Origin of the sequence: Azospirillum lipoferum (genome assembly GCF_024170005.1) — a bacterium.
Taxonomy (GTDB): Bacteria; Pseudomonadota; Alphaproteobacteria; order Azospirillales; family Azospirillaceae; genus Azospirillum; species Azospirillum lipoferum.
On the sequence record NZ_JALJXJ010000004.1, the window covers coordinates 41,116 to 57,820 of the forward strand.

15 protein-coding genes are annotated in these 16,705 nt (G+C 66.8%); 5 read left to right on the forward strand and 10 right to left on the reverse strand.

Annotated features, from left to right (window positions below):
* Nucleotides 1-321 precede the first annotated feature (321 nt).
* On the forward strand, nucleotides 322-1,119 hold the full coding sequence (locus tag J2848_RS10295; RefSeq protein WP_149230931.1) for a phosphodiesterase: 798 nt from the start codon (nucleotides 322-324) through the stop codon (nucleotides 1,117-1,119).
* 210 nt (nucleotides 1,120-1,329) lie between these two features.
* Here the strand turns inward: J2848_RS10295 and hppD are convergent, their stop codons facing one another.
* A complete protein-coding gene (gene hppD, locus J2848_RS10300; protein ID WP_149230932.1) occupies nucleotides 1,330-2,403 on the reverse strand; it encodes a 4-hydroxyphenylpyruvate dioxygenase in 1,074 nt (357 codons plus the stop codon).
* A 136-nt stretch (nucleotides 2,404-2,539) separates the two neighbouring features.
* Between hppD and J2848_RS10305 the strand changes: the two genes are divergently transcribed.
* A complete protein-coding gene (locus J2848_RS10305) occupies nucleotides 2,540-3,028 on the forward strand; it encodes an Lrp/AsnC family transcriptional regulator (RefSeq protein ID WP_149230933.1) in 489 nt (162 codons plus the stop codon).
* 25 nt (nucleotides 3,029-3,053) lie between these two features.
* On the opposite strand, the gene J2848_RS10310 is transcribed toward J2848_RS10305, so the two are convergent.
* From J2848_RS10310 to J2848_RS10345, 8 genes are all read right to left on the reverse strand, one after another.
* Nucleotides 3,054-4,202 carry a glycosyltransferase family 4 protein gene (locus J2848_RS10310; RefSeq protein ID WP_149230934.1) on the reverse strand — a complete coding sequence of 383 codons (1,149 nt, stop codon included), beginning with the start codon at nucleotides 4,200-4,202 and terminating at the stop codon, nucleotides 3,054-3,056.
* 2 nt (nucleotides 4,203-4,204) lie between these two features.
* Nucleotides 4,205-5,446 carry a glycosyltransferase family 4 protein gene (locus J2848_RS10315; RefSeq protein WP_149230935.1) on the reverse strand — a complete coding sequence of 414 codons (1,242 nt, stop codon included), beginning with the start codon at nucleotides 5,444-5,446 and terminating at the stop codon, nucleotides 4,205-4,207.
* A complete protein-coding gene (locus tag J2848_RS10320; RefSeq protein WP_149230936.1) occupies nucleotides 5,443-6,738 on the reverse strand; it encodes a glycosyltransferase family 4 protein in 1,296 nt (431 codons plus the stop codon). Before J2848_RS10320 ends, J2848_RS10315 begins: the two co-directional genes overlap by 4 nt.
* A gap of 6 nt (nucleotides 6,739-6,744) precedes the next feature.
* Nucleotides 6,745-7,710, reverse strand: coding sequence for a GDP-L-fucose synthase family protein (locus J2848_RS10325; RefSeq protein ID WP_149230937.1), 966 nt, complete (start codon nucleotides 7,708-7,710; stop codon nucleotides 6,745-6,747).
* Nucleotides 7,711-7,817: 107 nt separating this feature from the next.
* A complete protein-coding gene (locus J2848_RS10330) occupies nucleotides 7,818-8,813 on the reverse strand; it encodes an NAD-dependent epimerase/dehydratase family protein (RefSeq protein WP_149230938.1) in 996 nt (331 codons plus the stop codon).
* 58 nt (nucleotides 8,814-8,871) lie between these two features.
* A complete protein-coding gene (locus J2848_RS10335) occupies nucleotides 8,872-10,227 on the reverse strand; it encodes a nucleotide sugar dehydrogenase (protein WP_149230939.1) in 1,356 nt (451 codons plus the stop codon).
* Between the two features lie 406 nt (nucleotides 10,228-10,633).
* Nucleotides 10,634-12,097, reverse strand: coding sequence for a flippase (locus tag J2848_RS10340; protein WP_149230940.1), 1,464 nt, complete (start codon nucleotides 12,095-12,097; stop codon nucleotides 10,634-10,636).
* A 118-nt stretch (nucleotides 12,098-12,215) separates the two neighbouring features.
* Nucleotides 12,216-14,372 carry a GumC family protein gene (locus J2848_RS10345; protein ID WP_246193790.1) on the reverse strand — a complete coding sequence of 719 codons (2,157 nt, stop codon included), beginning with the start codon at nucleotides 14,370-14,372 and terminating at the stop codon, nucleotides 12,216-12,218.
* Between the two features lie 393 nt (nucleotides 14,373-14,765).
* On the opposite strand from J2848_RS10345, the gene J2848_RS10350 reads away from it, so the two are divergent.
* The 3 genes from J2848_RS10350 to J2848_RS10360 all read left to right on the forward strand — a co-directional run bounded on the left by J2848_RS10350 (nucleotide 14,766) and on the right by J2848_RS10360 (nucleotide 16,021).
* Nucleotides 14,766-15,443, forward strand: coding sequence for a Crp/Fnr family transcriptional regulator (locus J2848_RS10350; protein ID WP_149230942.1), 678 nt, complete (start codon nucleotides 14,766-14,768; stop codon nucleotides 15,441-15,443).
* A 107-nt stretch (nucleotides 15,444-15,550) separates the two neighbouring features.
* Complete coding sequence (locus tag J2848_RS10355; RefSeq protein WP_253568624.1) at nucleotides 15,551-15,724, forward strand: hypothetical protein; 174 nt, start codon at nucleotides 15,551-15,553, stop codon at nucleotides 15,722-15,724.
* 93 nt (nucleotides 15,725-15,817) lie between these two features.
* A complete protein-coding gene (locus tag J2848_RS10360; protein WP_149230943.1) occupies nucleotides 15,818-16,021 on the forward strand; it encodes a YgaP family membrane protein in 204 nt (67 codons plus the stop codon).
* Between the two features lie 78 nt (nucleotides 16,022-16,099).
* On the opposite strand, the gene J2848_RS10365 is transcribed toward J2848_RS10360, so the two are convergent.
* The gene (locus J2848_RS10365; protein ID WP_425458678.1) at nucleotides 16,100-16,696 is read right to left on the reverse strand and encodes an ActR/PrrA/RegA family redox response regulator transcription factor; all 597 of its coding nucleotides are present in this window, start codon (nucleotides 16,694-16,696) and stop codon (nucleotides 16,100-16,102) included.
* Between the last annotated feature and the right edge of the window lie 9 nt (nucleotides 16,697-16,705).

Genomic DNA, 16,705 nt, shown 5'->3' on the forward strand with positions numbered 1-16,705 from the left:
GCCCGGCTGACTCGGGCTTTGCGGTTTCTGTTCGCCAGCATGTTTGTAGATGAAGGAGCGCAGGCTGTCTTTTTGGGAGTGTCGACTTGCGGACAGCCGTCCCGAGCGCCGTCACCGCATCACACCGGACGAATGGAACCGGGAGCCTCGATTCCGCGTCCAGTCCACGCGCCCGCCCGTCCGGAGTGAGCGCCGGCGGACGGATAGGGCATATGGCATGCCGGTCCTGGCCCTCATCATCACCAGCAAGCTTGCCATTGGACAGGTCATGGGGATGCGTGCTTGGCTCAAGCATCATCCGATGCCTGGGAATGGCGCACCATGATCATTGCACAGCTGTCGGACCCGCATCTGCAACCGCATGGCGTTCTCTATCAGGGAGTTGCGGACTCGAACGGGATGTTCCGGACGGCGGTTGAACAGATCAACCGCCTGACGCCCCGGCCCGACCTTGTGCTTCTGAGCGGTGACGTGGTGGATGGGGGAACGATGGCCGAGTATGCCGTCGCACGGGAACTGCTTGGAGAACTCCAGCCGCCACTGCTGCTCATTCCCGGCAATCACGACGAACGCGAGGCTTTCCGGTCAAGCTTCGCCCATCACGATTACCTGCCCGCAACGGGGCCGCTCCATTTCAACGTTCGAGACCGTGGTCCCGTCCGGGTGATCGGACTGGATGTGACCATCCCTGGCCACCACCATGGGGACATGGATGACGCCGCCGCGGCTTGGCTGGAGGAGGCGCTGGCATCGGAACCGGCCCGGCCCACCATCATCATGATGCATCAGCATCCCTTCCTCAGCGGAATCCCCTACATTGACGAGTATTGCTGCAGAAGAGGCGAACGGCTTGCCGCCATCGTCGGGAAATATCCTGCCGTCGAGCGGATCGTGTGCGGGCATATTCACCGGTTCATGCAATTGCGATTCGGGGGCACGCTGCTCTGCACGGCACCGAGCACGACCACAGCCATCGCGCTCCGCCTTCAGCCCGATGCGGTCCCGGCCTCCCATATCGAGCCACCTGCCTTTCTCCTTCACCATTGGACAGCCGGCAGAGACCTCATTACCCATACAGTGCCTATCGGGACGTTCGCCGGGCCATTCCCTTTTGCCTGATGACGAGATGACAAGGAACCTGACGGAAGACTGACAGTTCTATGTTGCGAGGGACTGACATTCTGACATTGCGCTTACAAAGCTGAAGCGCATAAGCATTATTATGGAAATTATAACCAAAATGGGCTTTTTGAACGCGAAAACGCCGCCCGGCGCTGCGACCGGACGGCGTTCGGAACCTTGCCAGCAAAATCGCCTAGCGGTCAGGCGTCAGGCGGCATCCTCGCTCAGCACGCCGCGGCGGATCTGGTCGAGTTCGATGGATTCGAACAGGGCCTTGAAGTTGCCCTCGCCGAAGCCCTCGTTGCCGATGCGCTGGATGATCTCGAAGAAGATCGGACCGATGACGTTCTGGGTGAAGATCTGCAGCAGCAGTCCCTGGCCCTCGGTCGGAGCCCCGTCGACCAGGATGCGGTTGGCCTGAAGGCGCTTCAGGTCCTGGTTGTGGCCGGGAACGCGGCTGTCGATGCGTTCGTAATAGGTGTCGGGCGTGTCCTGGAACGGCGTGCCCATGCCGCGCATCGTCTCCACCGTGTGGATGATGTCGCTGGTGCCGAGCGCCACGTGCTGGATGCCCTCGCCCTTGTAGTCGCGCAGATATTCGACGATCTGCGACTTGTTGTCGGCTGACTCGTTGATCGGAATGCGGATCTTGCCGCAGGGGCTGGTCATCGCCTTCGACCGCAGGCCGGTCAGCTTGCCTTCGATGTCGAAATAGCGGATTTCGCGGAAGCCGAACAGGCGGGTGTAGAAGTCGGCCCACTCCTCCATCCGCCCGGTGTGGACGTTGTGGGTGAGATGGTCGATGTAGGTCAGGCCGGCGCCCATCGGATGCTGGTCCACCCCCGGCAGCGGCACGAAATCGACCTCATAGATGCTGCCGCGCTCGCCATAGCGGTCGACGAGGTAGATCAGCGAATCGCCGATGCCCTTGATGGCGGGGATGTTCAGCTCCATCGCGCCGACGCGGTTCTCCACACCCCAAGCCCCGAGGTCCACCGCGCGGCGGTAGGCGAAGGCGGCATCGGCGACACGGAAGGCGATGGCACAGATCGACGGGCCGTGCTGGGCGGCGAAGTTGCGCGGAAAGCCCGACGGTTCGGCATTGACGATGAAGTTCACATCGCCCTGGCGGTAGAGCGTCACATCCTTGGACCGGTGGCGGGCGATGGCGGTGAAGCCCAGCTGCTCGAACAGGCGGCCCAGCGCCACCGTGTCGGGTGCGGTGAATTCAATGAACTCGAACCCGTCGGTCTTCATCGGGTTTTCCCACATGTCGGCCATGATCGCCTCTCCCTTGGTTCATTCTGCGATCAGTATGCCGGACTGTCGGTGGAAATAGCTTTCAAAGTGGGGCAGGTGCACCTATGATTTTGGCAGGATTTCCCTTCTAAGCCACTAGGATCGGAGAAATTTTCCGTTGTCCGCCGTCCTATCGGAAATCGACATCAGAATCCTGGTTGCCTTGCAGGAGGATTCGCGCCTGACGGTGCAGGAGCTGGCCGACCGCGTCGGCACCTCGCCGTCCTCCTGCTGGCGCCGTCTGAAGTCGCTGGAGGAAACCGGGGTGATCCGGCGCTACACGGCGCTGGTCGATCCGAAAGCGGCGTCGGTCGGCGAATGCGTCTTCGCCCATGTGACGCTGGACCATCATTCGGCCGAAACCGCCGCCGTCTTCATCGACGCGGTGCGCAGGCGGCCGGAAGTGCTGGAATGCTACGCGGTGTCGGGCGATGCGGACTATCTGCTACGGGTCGCGGTGCGGGCGATCGCCGATTACAACCGCTTTCTGGAGGAGTTCGTCTTCCAGCTGCCCTTTCAGGTCCGCATCCGCTCCAACTTCGCCCTGAAGGAAATCAAGTTCGAAACGGCATTGCCATTGGGGATGCCGCCGGGGGGTGGGGCGTAGCACCTCCTCCCCCGTTGCCTCCCCCCTACCCCGCCACGCGGCGCTTGGCCGGCACGGCGGCCGCCGCGGCTGCCGGATGCGGGCCGGCGATGCGGTCGAGCAGCAGGTCCAGGCCGGTGCGACTGGTCTCGTAGGCGACACGCGCGCGGGTCAGCGTCTGGGCCGAGGCGGCGGCGAGCGCCTCGCGGTCGTCGGCCCAGGCGGCCAGGATCGGCAGCGCCGCCTTCACGAAGTCGGCATTCTGCGGCACCAGCCCGTCGGCCGGGATGTCGGAACCGATGCAACCCCGCTCATAGGCCAGAACCGGAACACCGGCGGCCATCGCCTCGAACAGCACCAGCGGTTGCGCCTCGTTGCGGTAACGGGTTGGGAAGACGAAGACGTCGATGTCGCGGTAGAAGGCATCCTTGGCCTCGCCGTGGACCGGGCCGTGATACTCCACCGCCCCGTCGAAGGCCATCAGCCCGGCGGCGATCATCGCGTTGTCCTTCGGTTTCAGCCCCGGACCGGCCAGCACCAGCCTGGTGTCCACCCCCTCGATCTGAAGGGCGCGCAGCAGGGCGAACAGCGTGTCCAACCCCTTCTCGCTGCACAGGTTCGACAGGTGACCGATGCGCAGCGGACCGTCGCGTCGCGGGCGCGGGGCGGCGTCCGGAACGGAGAAGATGGCGTTCGACATGGTCATGCAGCTGCGCGCCGCCGGATAGACCGACTGAAAACGCATCTGCATCGCCGGGCACAGCAGCACATGGGTGCAGTCGCTGCCGGCGATGCGGGTCAGCAGCCGCATCCGCCAGGTCGGCTTGGCTATGGTGGCGAAGGAGTGATGGTGCAGCACCCGTTCATAGCCGAACAGCCGCGCGGTCCCGGCCAATGCTGCGGTGTAGAGCGCGCCCCAACCCGAATCCACCGGCATGTAGAAGCGGCGGTCGGGCTTGCGCAGTCCCGCGGCGAGCCGGCCGATGGCGCCGAACACCCGCGTCATCTTGCGCAGATGATAGGCGGCGCCGCCACCGTTCCAGCCGGGCGACAGGTCGGCGACCTCCACGCGGCCGCGCCCCCGCATGCGGTCCTGCAGACGCTCCAGCACCAGGGCCGTCACCCGGCTCATCCCGTCCACCGGCGGCGGCAGGCGCCCGGAGACGACCACATGGGTGCGCGCGTTCCGTTCCATCGTCAACTCCCGGTCAATGCCGCTCCGGTCGACCGGCCGTGCTGGCCACCCTCCGGGTCGGCGGAATAGTCGGACACATAGTCCGTGTCCGCGCTGCGCTCCGCCTTGGGGCCGCCCAGCGCCACCACGGCCTTCTCCACCGACAGGGCGAAGAAGCTGGCGTCGGCCAACGCCTGGAAGGGCCGCCCGTTCAGGCTCAGGCGGCGCCATTCGTCCTCGTCCCCCGCCACCGACAGCATGTAGCGCGCCAGCCCCTCGGGGTTGTCCGGCTCCACGATGTGGCCGTTCAACCCGCTGCGGATCAGCACGTCGCGCGCCCCGCACTGGTCGGACAGGATGGTCGGAACGCCCATGGCGAGCGCCTCGTTCACCACCAGCCCGAACTGCTCCTCCAGCGACGGCAGAAGCAGGCAGAGCGTCGACCCCAGCGTCTCGGCGATCCCCTTCTCCTGAAGGAAGCCGCGGAAGATGATCGACCCGTCCAGCCCGCGCCGCGTCACCTCGGCCCGCAATTCCGCCTCCAGCGGACCGGACCCGCAGAGGTGCAGCGGGCGGGCGGCCGGACCGGCCAGCCGCCGGTAAATGTCGTAGGCTTCGACCGCCCGGAACAAGTTCTTCTTCGGGACGAAGCGCGCGATGATGGTGAAGTGGCGGTCGGCGAAGGGTACTCCCCCAGGGGCCGGCTCCATACCGGACAGCCGACGGATGCGGTCCAGCGACAGCGTGTCATACCCGATATAGAGTCTGTCCTTCGGCAGTCCCAGCAGGCGGAAGTAATCCACCGTGCGGTGACTTCCGCCGATCCCGGCCTGATAAGGGGAGTAGAAGACGCTCTTGACCATCTCGCGCCACAGGATGCGCGGCTTGTCGTCGTACTTCGACGCGTTCATGTTGATGACCTTGCGCCCCATCAGCCGCATGGTCAGGGCTAGCGCGAAGACGTCCGGGTCCTCGTAATGGCAGAGGAAGACATAGCGCGCGTCGGCGCGCCGGCATTCGCGCAGCAGGGCGCGGTAGACCGCGGCCTTCGACAGGTCGGCCTTCGACTGGCCGGGAAACAGGGTGATCTTGCGGAAATTCTGGCCCGACCCGGTCGAATCCCAGGCATAGGTGTGCGACTTCGACCCAACCTCCAGCCCGATCACATCATAGACATGGCCCAGCCGGCGGCCGACCGCTTCCAGCCGGTCCATGTGGTAGGGGCCGAACATCTCCCAACTGAAGACCAGCGCGGGCTTCTTCATGCTGCGTCTCCCAACAGAAGGCGGGCGTAGCGGTCGAGCGCCACGGCGCGGGTGGCGTTCGCCTCCACCCAGGCCCGGCCGCGGCGGCCCATGGCGGTGGCGCGGGCGGGGTCCGACAGCAGGGATGCCACCGCCTCGGCCATGGCGCGGGGCTCTTCCGGCGGGGTGCACAGGAAGGCGCCGACCTGCGCCTCCAGCGTGGCGAGCGCCGATCCGGGCAGGCAGGTGCTGACGAAGGGCCGGCCGGCGGCAAGGATGGTCACAGCCTTGCCGGGCATGGCGAAGGCCGCCCCCTCGGGCCGCTGGGGCACCAGATGGACGTCGCCCTCCGCCATCGCTTCGTTCAGTTGGTCCTTCGGCGCCAGCGGCTGGAAGATCACGTTGCCCAGCCCCATGGCGCGGGCGCGCGACTTCAGCTCCTCCTCCAGCCCGCCCTGCCCGCGCAGCTTGATGCGGGCCTGCGGCATCAGCGCCGCCAAGTGACCCGCCATGTCCAGCACCTGCTCCAGCCCCTGCTTGCGGGCGAAGGCGCCGCTGTAGAGTGCGGTCGGCGGCTGGTCGGGGCGCGGCAGCGGATAGACCGCGTCGGCATCGACATGGGGCGGGATCACGTGGATCGGCCGGGTGACGCCCAGCTCCTCCAGCACGCCGCGCATCGGCTCCGACAGGACGACGATGGCGTCGGCGCGGTTCAGCGCCGCGCGCTCCATGGCGCGGATCGCCTTGACCGCCGCCTTGCCGCCCATCCCCAGCGCCCCGGCTAGGCCGGACTGGATGTCGTGGACGATGGCGACGTGGCGGCCGCCCGGTGCCTTGAAGCGGTTGGCGATGGCCACCGACAGGATCGACGGGCAGAGCGACAGCACCGCGGCATGCCGCCCGACCCGGCCGCGGGCGCGGGCGGCGGCGAAGCCGGCATGCAGCACGCCCTCATGGATCAGCCGCGCCTTCATGCCGCCGCCGGCCGGCGGGATGGTGTGCAGACGCTCGATCAGCACCCCGTCCACCGTCCTGCTGTCCTGCGACCCGTCGGCGTAGCCGTCATAGACCGTGTTGCCGGGATAGTTGGGACGCGCTGTCAGCACCGTGGTCTCGGCCCCGGCCGCCGCGAAGGCGGTGGCGAGGTCGGTCATCATCGGCGCGCTGCCGGCCGGTTCCGGCCAATAGCTCTGCGCCACGAGCAGCAGTTCTTCCGGCACGGGCACGTCCGCCAGGGACAGCGCGCCCGCTGAAGCCTTGGAAGCCGGCCGGTCGAAGGCCGGCGGCCGCAGATGGATGGAATCGTCCGGCATCGGGCTTTACTCCGCTGCCTGCTTGGGGACTGGGCGGCGCTCCGGAGCGGCATTCTCCAGGAACCAGTCGTAGGTGCGGCGCAGCCCCTCCTCCAGCGACACCTTCGGGCGCCAGCCGGTGGCGAACAGGCGCGACACGTCCATCAGCTTGCGCGGGTGGCCGTCGGGTTTGCTCAGGTCGTGGGTCAGCGTGCCGGCATAGCCGACGGTGTCGCGGATCAGTGCCGCGAGGTCGGCGATGGCGATGTCGTCGCCGGGGCCGACATTGATGATCTCCTCGCTGTCGTAATGGTCCATCAGGTGCAGGCAGGCGTCCGCCATGTCGTCGACATAGAGGAACTCGCGCCGCGGCTTGCCGGTGCCCCACAGCGTCACCGTCGGGTCGCCCGCCATCCTGGCGTCGTGGAAGCGGCGGATCATGCCCGGCAGGGCGTGCGAAGTCTCCGGATCGAAATGGTCGCCGGGGCCGTAGAGATTCGACGGCATGGCGCAGATCGCGTTGAAGCCGTACTGGCGCCGGTAGGCCTGGCACATGGTGATGCCGGCGATCTTGGCGACGGCGTAGGGCTTGTTGCTCGGCTCCATCGGGCCGGACAGCAGCGCCTCCTCCTTGATCGGCTGTTCCGCATGCTTCGGGTAGAGACAGGAGGAGCCGAGGAAGAGGAGCTTCTTCACGCCGGCGCGCCAGGCGGCGTCGATGACGTTGTTCTGGATCAGCAGGTTGTCGCGGATGAAATCGCCGCCGAAGCGGTCGTTGGCGAGGATGCCGCCCACTTTCGCCGCGGCCAGGATCACCTGATCGATGCCCTCGCGGTCGAAGAAGGCGCGCACCGCCGCCTGATCGGTCAGGTCGAGCTGCGAGCGGTCGCGGATCACGAGGTCAGTGTGCCCGGCCTCGGTCAGCCGCCGCAGAATGGCGGATCCGACGAGTCCCCGGTGGCCGGCGACGAAGATGCGGCTGTTGCGGTCCATGCGGGCCGTCTCCTTGAGATCTTGCGTGCGAACGAATGCCTCATCGGCCGTCATCCCCGCCTCTGCGGGGATGACGCATGGGAACGTGACTGCGCGTCACCTCCCCCCTACTCCGCCGCCTGCCCCATGCGACCCAGGTCAGCCCGCGCACGCTCGGCGTACCACTCCACCACGCCCTGCAGGCCGGCGGAGAGCGGGATGCGCGGGGTGAAGCCCAGCGCGGTCAGCTTGGCGATGTCGGGGCTACGGCGGTCGGTGCCGCCAGGGGCGGCCGGGCCGGGGAGCACCTGGGCCTCGCGGCCGAGGCAGGCGACGGTCTGGCGGGCGAGGTCGGCGATGGTGACCTCCTCCGGGTTGCCGACATGGTAGATGCCGAGATGCGCGCCCTTGTCGATCACCGTCACGATGCCGTCGATGGCGTCGTCGATATGGACGAAGGCGCGGGTCTGGCGGCCGTCGCCCTGGATCTTGAAGGGCACCGCCCCGCTCGGGTGGCCGGCGATCGCCTCCACCGCGCGGCGGGAGAATTCCGGCACCACATGTTCCCAGCCCATGTCGGGGCCGTAGACATTGTGCGGACGGAAGATCGCCACACGGTCGAAGCCGCTGCGGCCCCAGTTGACCGCCAGCAGCTCCGAGATCAGCTTGGAGCCGCCATAGCTGTAGCGGGCGTTCAGCACGTCCGGCACCACCAGCGGCACGTCCTCCGGTGTCGGCACCATCGGCGGGGTCTGGTAGGCCTCGGAGGAGGAGGCGACGACCAGATCGCCCACCCCGTCGGCGCGGCAGGCGTCCAGCACGTTCAGCATGCCGCGCACGCCGACGTCCAGCACCACCTCCGGCTTCTCGTAGAAATGCTTGGTCCCGTTGACGGCGGCCAGATGCAGCACGCCGTCGACGCCGCGCACCGCCTCGCGCACGGCGACCGCGTCGCGGATGTCGCCCTGGACGAACTCCACGTCGTCCAGCACGCCGGCCAGCCGCCCGGTATGACCGCGCGAGTTGTCGTCCAGCACGCGGACGCGGTGGCCGTCATGGACCAGACGGTGGACCAGGGCGGCGCCGATGAAGCCGCTGCCGCCGGTGACGAGATAGTGTTTCATATCGGTCAAATTCCTCTTCCCAAACCGCTTGGCCAAAGCCCTTCACGCCCGGATTTCTTCAGGCCACATGCGCGTAACGGGCGGCGCCATGGCTGCCGAGCGCCACGTAGGCGGTGCCGTCCGGCAGGTCGACATCGCGGCTGTTGAAGTTGTTCCAGAAGTCGTAGATCACGCCCGGACGATCCATCCGCTGGGCCAGATCGGGCAGCGGCATGGAGGTGAAGACCGGGTGGTTGTTCAGGATCACCGCCAGATTGGCGCCGGACACCGCCTCGGCCATGTTGGCCGCCGGCTCCAGCCCGAAGGAGCGGATGTCGTCCGGCCGCACCACCGCGTCGAAGCCGCGCAGGCGGGCGGTGGGGAAGCGCTGGCGCAGTTCCTCCAGCACCGGCTTGGCCATGGTGCCGCGCAGGTCGTCGGTCGCCGGCCGGCCCTTGAAGGCGAGGCCCATCAGGCTGATGGTCGGCGCCTGCGGGAAGCCTTGCATCGAATTGGCGAGCTTTCCGAGGAAGTCAGCGACCTCGACCGGCTGGCTTTCGTTGACCAGACGGCCGGCGGCGGTGATGGCCATCTCCACCCCGACCTCGCGCGCCGCCTCGATCAGGATGTGGGGGTCCTTCTCCAGGCAGGGGCCGCCGACCGGACCGGGCAGCGGCAGGTTGGTGCGCGGATAGCCAAGCTTGCCGGCACGCGCCACCTCGACCGCCGAGATCTCCATGGCGTTGCACAGCTTGGCGATCTCGTTGGAAAAGGCGAAGGTGACGTCGCGGTAGGTGTTGTCGACCAGCTTGATCAGCTCCGCCGTCTCCAGGGTGGAGACCTTGACGGTGGTCGGGGTCAGGAAGCCGAAGATCTGCGCCGCACGGGTGGCGACGTCCAGGCTCTCCGCCCCGATGATCTGCGGCAGCTGGTTCAGTTCCAGCAGTGCTTGGCCTTCCAGGGTGCGTTCCGGGCAGAAGGCGATGTCGAACTGCTTGCCGGTGGCGCGCAGGATCGGCGCCACGATGTTGCGGGTGGTGCCCAGCTTCACGGTGGAGCGCAGGATGACCAAGTCGCCGTCATGCAGGCTGGCGGCGACCTGACGGGTCGCCGCCTCGATCATGTCGGTGCGGACCCGGCCGTTCTTGCTCAGCGGCGTGCCGACCGTGATGATGAAGACGCTGGCCTTGCCGCAATCCTCCTGATTGCGGCTGAAGGTGAGCCGTCCGCGCGCGATGACGTGGCGCAGCTTCTCCGTCAGGCCCGGCTCGTGGAAGTGCGGGTTGCCCTGGGCGAGCTTGTCGAGCACGTCCTGCCGCACCTCGACCCCATGCACCTGGAAGCCGGCGTCCGCCATCGCCACCGCCAGCGTCAGGCCGACATAGCCGAGCCCGAGGACGCAGACGTTACGATCGGAAAAAGTCTTGGGAAGCATCGTCGCTCCTGCCGTTTGCTGAGGCCCCGCCACCGGTGGCGGGCTGCCGAGAGTTTGGAGACGCCCCGCGTGTCATGCCCTGTTGCCAAGCATGCAGACGGAGAAACCTCGAAATTCGAAATTGTTTTCTTATTGTGACTTCGCCGTGACGATGAAGTACCTCGTTACCGGCGTTGTGCAGCGCGAAGTGTTCCAGAAATCACCGTCCGATGAAAAGACTATGATTGCCGCTCTCCACCGTATTAATGGTACTAACCCCCGTCGCGGCTAAATGAATGCTTGGAGGCACCAACAGAGACGTTCGAAAGTGGTGCAATAGGCGCATTCTGTTCCGGCTGCCGGTGTCTATCTACCCGGCCTTGCAGAATTGAGGGTTGAACCATCCATCCGGCCACGTCCCGCCCCCTCAGGCTGTGGCGCTGGTCAGCCGGCGCAACCTTTTCAGGTGGACCAATCCCGTCAGCACCGCCACCGCCCCATAGACCGCGACCATCGCCACGCTGCCGGCGACGAAATGCACCAGTGCCGGCATGCGGTCGAACAGCGGAGCGGCGACGCGGTCGAGCGCGAATGCGGCGGCGATCGCCGCACCGGCGCACAGCAGAGCCCGTGCGGCGATCCCGCCATACAACTCTCCGACCGCCTGCCGGTGGATCCAGGCGATCGCGACGGTGGCGGCCAGCTCCGCGGTGAAGGTCGCCATTGCGGCACCCTCGATGCCGTAGCGGGGGATCCACCAGATGTTCAGCAGGGCGTTCAGCGCGCCGCCCGACAGCATAGCGACCATGTAGCCGGTCTGCCGGTGCCAGACGAGCAGCGGATTGCCCAGGATCATGTTGGCGTAGACCACCGCCGAGGCCAGCATCAGCAGGCGCAGCGCCAGCGTCGCCGGGGCGTAGGCATCGCCGAACAGCGTGCCGAGGATGGACGGCGCCAGGGCGAAGCCGCCGGCGATGACCAGCCCGCCGACCGCCAGCATGACGGAGGCATAGGCCCGCATCCGGTCGCGCATCGGCCCAAGCTCGCCATAGGCGGCTGCCAGCTGCGGCAGGAAGGCGTTCATCACGATGTTGCCGACCAGATTGGCCAGCGTCTGGATCTTCACCGCCGCGCTGTACCAGCCGACCTCGGTGTGCGGAGCCAGGAAACCCAGCATCACCACGTCGAGATGGGTGAAGATCGCCCAGGCGAAGACGCCGACCGCCATCGGCGTCGCCGCCGTCAGGATCTCCCGCCACACCTTCAGGTCGACCCTGGGGCGCAGGTGGCCGAAGTCGCGGCGGAAGCGGCCAATCATCACCAGCGCGTTGACGGTGATGGAACCGCCGGTGATGGCGGCCGCGGTGATGGCGTCCTCAGGCCCACGCACCAGCAGGAAGACGAGAAGCATCGAGCCGATGGAGGTGCCGATCTCGCGCGTGGCGATCACCCCCATCTTCTCGGTCGCTTGGTAAACAAAGTCGAGCACCAGGGCGTTCCCCAGCAGCTGGACCGCCTGCACCAGAAGAACCGCCTTCACCTCCATTGGCTTATCCAGCGAGAGGACGAAGGCGGCATAGAGGGCGCCGACCACCAGGGCCAGCACGGTACGCAGGGTCAGCACATGCTCCGACAACTCGGCCGCCCGATCGCGGTGGTCCTCCTGCTCGCGATTGCGGGCGATTTCACGGATGGCGTAGGTGGACAGCCCCATGTTCACGAACAGCGCAGCATAGGCCATCAGCGAGGTGCCGAAGCCCAGCACGCCGAAACTGTCCGGTCCCAGAACCCGCGCGGTCCAGGCGGCGGTGACCAGCCCGCTCGCCATCGTCGCCGCTTTCGCGGCGGCAAGGGCACGGATGTTCCGGAAGATGCGGTGTCCAGCCGACATTCATGGGCTCTTCGGTGGTTGAAAACATCGTGACGCGCAGTGAAAAGCCCTTCTCCCGCCTCGGCCGGCCAATCGGACCGGCCTCCGGCCAGCCGAGAGCGGGAAAGGGGGATTGTCCTCAGTTCGCGTAGTAGCGGCGGTAGCCGTGGTAGCGCCCGCTGTCCGGGAACTCGTACTGGGCGTGGCGCCGGGTATCGACCTGACTGAACAGGACGCCCACCACCTCGCCGCCGGCCTCGATCACCTCCTTCAGGCCGGCCATCGCGGTGCCGCGCTTGGTCATGCCCCAGCGGACGATGAAGACCGTCTGGTCGGCGAGGGCCGCCAGCAGCTTGCCTTCCGATACCGCCAGCACCGGCGGCGAATCCAGCACGATGCGGTCATAGTTGACCGACAGGCGCGACAGCAGCTGGTGCATGCCCGACGAGCCGAGCGTGTCCTGCGGCAGCGTGCGGCCATGGCCGGCGGGGATGACGTGCAGGCCGGTGCGGGGATCGACCTGGATCACCTCCTCCAGCGTCGCGGTGCCGGCCAGCACCTCCGACAGGCCGCGGCCGTTGGACATGCCCAGCATCTCGTGCAGGCTCTTCCGCCGCAGGTCGCAGTCGACCAGGATCGTCCGCTGGCCGGCGTTGGCGCAGGTGCGGGCGAAGGCCGCCGCGACGGAACTCTTGCCCTCTCCCGGAACGGAGGAGCTGAACAGGATCACCCGGTGGCGCCCGTCCGGATTGGCGAGCAGCAGCGAGGTGCGCAGGTTCTGCATCGATTCTGCGAAGGCGGAGATCGGCTTGTCGACCACGTAAGCCGCCGGCGAGCCGCCGAAGCGCGGGATGCGCGGCACGATACCCAGGCTGCGCACGCCGGTCGCCATCTCGAATTGGTGCGGGCTGCGGAAGCCGCCGTCTGACCGTTCGCGCAGCATGGCCAGCAGCACGCCCAGCGTGCCCGACGTCACCAGCGCCAGCAGCAGGATCAGCTTGCGGTTGGGTTGCGACGGGTCAAGGGGGATCGCCGCCTCCGACACCACGCGGGCGTCCGGCTGGCGCATGTCGGTCTGTGCCGCGATCTGCTGCGAACGGGTCAGCAGCGCCTCGTACATCGACTGGGCAGTGTTGGCGTCGCGTTCCAGCGTGCGCAGGCCGACGGTCGCCTGCTGCTGCTCGTTCTGCTTGGCCTCGGCCTGATCCAGGCTGGCCTTCAGCCCTTGTTCGCGCCCCTTCGCCAGCTCCACCTCGTTGCTGAGATTGGAGACGATCTTGCCGACATCGGCCTTGATCTGGCCTTGCAGATCGCGCAGCTGGCTTTGCAGGGCCTGCAGCATCGGATGCTTGCTGCCGTAGCGGTTGGTGGCGTCGGCGATCTGGCGCTGCAGGTCGACCTCGCGTTCCCGCAACGCCTGGATCAGCGGCGAGCCCATCACGTCGCCGACCGCCGAGGCGCCACGCGGCGAATTCGCCATGGCGGTGACGTCGCGCAGCTTGGTCTCCGCCTCCTGCCGCTTGGTGCGGGCCAGGATATAGTCGGCATTCAGCTGGCTCAGCTGCTGGCCGACCACCGTGCTCTCGTTGTTGGACGAGGTGGTCAGACCATGCTGGGTCCGGTACTTCTCCACCGCGTCGCCGGTGGTCTGCGCTTCCTTGCGCAGGTCGGTCAGCCGTTCCTCCAGCCATTGGGTGGCGCGCTTGGACGCCTTGAACTTCTCGTCCAGCTGGTCGACCAGATAGAGGTCGGCCATGGTGTTCGCGATCAGCGACGCCTTGCGCGGATCCTCGCTGTCGAAGCTGACGGCAATGACGTAGGAACGGCCTTGCGGCCGGACAGAGGTGTTGTCGAGCACTGCATTGACCACGGAGGTCATGTGGTTGCGCTCGATCTCCTCCGGAGACAGCGGCACGTCGTTGCCGTGCTTCCAGCTGTCGGGAATCCAGTTGCGCGGGTTCAGCGCCGACACCCAGCCGGGGGGCGGGGGACGCAGCGACGCGTTGAATTCCGGATCGCTCATCAGTTTGAGTTTCGCTACAACCTTTTCAGCGAAGGCCGGCGACTTCAGGATCGCGACCTCGCTTTGCAGCGCGCTGATGTCGGGGGTCATGTCGGACACCACGCCCTCGAAATTGAGGACGGTGTTCTTGCGGTGCTCGACCATGATGAGCGTTTCGGCGGTGTAGAGCGGCGTCATCCGGAAGGCGACCAGGGCCGCCAACCCGGTGCCGACCACTATCACCGCACCGATCAGCAGCTTGTGCCGGCGCAACAGCCCCGTGGTCCGGCGCACGGCGCTGGCGGCGCTGGCCGACAGATCATAGGAGATCCCGGGGGAGACGGAACCTGGGCCCCGCCGAGACTCAGGGGTATTGCGTCGGGGTTGTTCCTGAAGTTCCTGGGTGGCCAAAGGGTCCTCCTCGCGTAACGACCAAAAAGCGCGGCCATAGGACCATCCGTTTGCCCGATCCTCCGTTCCGGGCAGCTGATGCTGTCCGGCGGGCAGGCTCGGCGGTTCGTCCGATTGGCTGAAACGCAGTGTTAGTCCAGCCGTTGCATCGGCCATCCAGTGCATGCGGCGAGCAATGGGCGCGCAGTGGGTAGCCTTCCTGACCCTGCTGCAGTGCAGTATGGACCGTCGATGCAGGGCGGGGGATAATGGGGGTTACTCGGAAGGACAGGTTCCATGACGTTCGATCGCACCGGCTGGCCTGCGGACATTCCCGCGATTTTCCCGACACTGGCGAAGCTGGAACCGGATCTGGCGGCCCATTTCGGCAACGTCGGGCAGCGGGTAAACGTTCCGCGCGGAACCGTCCTGTTCCGCGCCGGCGACCGTTGTCACACTTTCCTGATGATTTTAGAGGGTGCGGTTCGGGTGCAGATGGCGTCGGAGACCGGCCGCGAAATCGTGCTGTACCGCGTCGGCCGCGGCGAGACCTGCATCGTCACCACCGCCTGCCTCTTGACCGACAACCCCTACAGCGCCGAAGCGGTGGTGGAGACCGACATGGACGCGGTGGCGCTGGCCGCCGGCCCCTTCCATGATCTGGTGGCGGGCTCCGCCGTCTTCCGCGACTTCGTCTTTGCGTCCTTCGGCAACCGGCTGACCGGCATGATGATGCTGATCGAGGAGGTCGCCTTCGGCCGCATCGACCTGCGGCTCGCCCGCTTCCTGGTTGACCGCCGCGACGCTGCCGGCGGGCTGGACATCACCCATCAGGCAGTGGCGGTGGAACTGGGCACCGCGCGCGAGGTGGTGAGCCGACAATTGAAGGAGTTCGAACGCCGCGGCTTCGTCGCCCTGTCCCGGGGCCGCATCCAGGTGCTCGACCCGGATGCCCTGCTGACTCTGGATGGCTGAGCGTCTGATCAGGGCATGCGACAAATTGTTAGGCAGACGTATTTTATGCTGTAACGGTTAGGATAAAAGGGATAGAGTCACTATGTCTTTTGGACGGAGGATATGTTATGCCGCACCGTCAAGAATCCGCCACCGTCAGCGCGATCCGGCAAATCCGCGATCACAGCCGGGAATGCCACAATCTGCCAGCCCGTGAGGTGCTGTTGCGGATCGAGCGGCGAATGATCGAATTTCTTGAAGATGGGCCGGTTCCGCCGACGCATGGTTCATGGTCGAATTAGGGACGGCAGACGTCCCAGCGTGACTCCGTCACAGACGCGGCTTTAGCTGGAGCGTAAAGCGGACGGCATCGCTCACACACAAGGGGTGCCGCCATGAATTGCCGCAATCTGGGTCCGGTGGATCGCGCGCTGCGCGCCATCGTCGGACTGATCCTGATCTCGCTGACCGTCGTCGGGCCGAAGAGTCTGTGGGGACTGGTCGGACTGGTGCCGCTGCTGACGGCGTTGGTCGGGTTCTGCCCGGCCTACACGCTGCTGGGCATCAAGACCTGCCGCACGGAAGACCGCACCGCCTGAGCGGTGCGGCGTCCTGACATGCGAACGGCCCGCCCCGGACAGGGGCGGGCCGTTCGCGTTTCCCGGGAAGCCTCCCGCTCAGGCGCGCGGGGCGTGCTTGTTCAGGATGCGCTGGAGCGTGCGGCGATGCATCTTCAGGCGGCGTGCGGTCTCCGAGACGTTGCGGTCGCACTGTTCGAAGACGCGCTGGATGTGCTCCCAGCGGACGCGGTCGGCCGACATCGGGTTTTCCGGCGGCTGCGGCAGCGTCCGGCCGTCGGCCAGCAGGGCCGATTCCACCGCGTCGGCATCGGCCGGCTTCGGCAAATAGTCGACGGCGCCGGCCTTCACCGCGGCGACGGCGGTGGCAATGTTGCCGTAGCCGGTCAGCATGACGACGCGGGCGTCGGGGCGGGCGTCGCGCAGGGCCGACACCACGTCCAGCCCGTTGCCGTCGCCCAGCCGCAGGTCGACCACCGCGAAGGCGGGAGCGGATTCCTGCGCCACCTCGATGCCGAGTTGGACGCTGTCGACCGCGACGACGTTGAAGCCGCGCTTCTCCATGGCGCGGGCCAGCCGCGTGCGGAAGGGGGCGTCGTCGTCGACGATCAGGAGGCTGCGGGTGACGTCGCCAGTGAAGGTCAGTTTGACGGCATCGCCCGACAGCAGGTCATCGGTTGTTTTGAGGGTATCCACCGTGAAACC